The sequence below is a fragment of the Pseudomonas sp. CM27 genome, from assembly GCF_013179515.1.
Taxonomy (GTDB): domain Bacteria; phylum Pseudomonadota; class Gammaproteobacteria; order Pseudomonadales; family Pseudomonadaceae; genus Aquipseudomonas.
This window is the reverse complement of sequence record NZ_JABMCN010000150.1, coordinates 6,785-8,774: the sequence shown is the minus strand read 5'-3', so window position 1 is coordinate 8,774 and position 1,990 is coordinate 6,785. Positions and strand designations below refer to the sequence as shown.

Genomic DNA, 1,990 nt, shown 5'->3' with positions numbered 1-1,990 from the left:
CATCACCTGGCGTGCCTCGACCCGGCCATGGGCTGTGACCACTGCCGGGCGGGGGCCGTGGACGATGTCCAGCACCTCGGAGTTCTCGAAGATCAATGCACCCAGGCTGTGCGCCGCGCGGGCTTCGCCCAGGCACAGGTTGAGCGGGTGCAGGTGCAGGTTGCGCAGGTTCTTCAGCGCACCCAGGTACAGCGGGCTTTGCAGGTGCGCGGCCATGCCATCGCGGTCCAGCAGCTGCACCTGCTCGCCCATGCCCCGGCGCCGGGCCTCGGCCTCGAAGGCACGCAGCTCGTTCATGTGCGAAGGCTTCATCGCCGCATGCAGGTGGCCGCGCTTGAGGTCGCAGTCGATGCCATAGCGCGCTACGCGCTGCTCGATGACCTCATGCCCGCGCCAGCGCAGGTGCCAGATGAAATCGTCGACTTCGGCGCCCAGCCGGTTGCGCATCTGCGCGCGCATGGCCTCGTCCCCCGACAGGCTGCCGGTGACCTGGCCGCCATTGCGCCCGCTGGCGCCCCAGCCAATGCGGTTGGTCTCGACAATGGCCACCTTCAGGCCCCGTTCGGCCAGTTCCACTGCCGTGGCCACGCCGGTGAAGCCGCCACCGATGATGGCCACATCCACCTGTACCGTGCCCTTGAGTTGCGGGTACTCGGTGTGGTCGTTGAGGGTGGCGCTGTAGTAGGACGGCGCGCGCTGCGCCGGCCCTTTGTTCAATGCTGCGTTCATGGGTGTTCCTTGTTGTATTGGGGCTCAGGCCTGGTGCAGGTACCAGCGCCAGTCCTGTTCGCTGACCTCGGCCATGAACTGACGGTACTCGGCGCGCTTGACCTTCAGGTAGACGCCCAGAAAGTCCTCGCCCAGGGCTTCGCGGGCCCAGCTGGACTGCTGCAGCGCGTCGAGGGCGGTCAGCCAGTCGGTGGGCAGGTGCTCGGTGGCCTGGGCATAACCATTGCCTTCCACCGGTGCGCCTGGGTCAAGCTGCTGGCGGATGCCCCAGTGGCTGGCGGCGAGGATCGCTGCGGCAGCCAGGTACGGGTTGGCGTCGGCGCCGCAGATGCGATGCTCGACATGCCGGCTGTTGGCCGGGCCGCCCGGCACGCGCAGGCTCACGGTACGGTTGTCGACGCCCCAGGTTGGCGCCAGTGGTGCGTAGCTGTTGGCCTGGAAGCGGCGGAACGAGTTGGCGTTGGGGCAGAACAGCAGCAGCGAGTCGCGCAGGTGGCGCAGCATGCCGGCCACGGCATGGCGCAGCAGCGGGGTGCCGGCCTTGTCTTCGCTGGCGAACAGGTTGTTGCCGGCGCTGTCGGCCAGGCTCAGGTGCATGTGCATGCCGGTGCCGGCCAGTTGCGCGAACGGCTTGGCCATGAAGCAGGCCTGCATGCCATGGGCATGGGCTACACCTTTGACCAGGCGCTTGTAGCGCACGGCCTGGTCCATCGCCTGCAGCGCATCGCCGTGCTCGAGGGTGATCTCCACCTGGCCCGGGGCGTACTCCGAAATTGCCGTTCGCGCCGGGATGCCCTGGGCTTTGCAAGCGGCGTACAGGTCGGCGAGGAACGGCTCGATCTGCTCCAGTTCGCGCAGGCCATACACTTGGGTGGATCGGGGGCGGCCGCCATCGTTGTCCAGTGCCGGCTGCGGGCGGCCCTGGGCGTCGCGCTGCTGGTCGAGCAGGAAGAACTCCAGCTCACAGGCCATCACCGGGTGGTAGCCGTCGGCTTTCAGCGCATCGATGGTGCGTACCAGGACATGGCGCGGATCGGCGATGCTGGCGGGCAGGCCCTCGCTCGGGTGCATGCTCACCTGCACCGCAGCGGTCGGCACCCGGCGCCAGGGCAAACGCACCAGGCTGCCTTCAAGCGGGTAGGCACGGCAGTCGATGTCGCCCACGTCCCACACCAGGCCGGAGTTTTCCACGTCGTCGCCGTTCAGGGTCAGGCCGAGGATGGTGCTGGGCAGTGGCCGGCCGGTCTGGTACACGGCCAGC

2 protein-coding genes are annotated in these 1,990 nt (G+C 68.3%); both read right to left on the bottom strand.

Annotated features, from left to right (window positions below; all coding sequences use genetic code 11):
- The coding region (locus HP547_RS18435; RefSeq protein WP_172287034.1) for an FAD-binding oxidoreductase at window positions 1-729 on the bottom strand (729 nt) is incomplete at its 3' end.
- A gap of 24 nt (window positions 730-753) precedes the next feature.
- Window positions 754-1,990 (bottom strand): glutamine synthetase family protein (locus tag HP547_RS18430; RefSeq protein WP_172287033.1); only part of this gene is annotated, 1,237 nt, incomplete at its 5' end.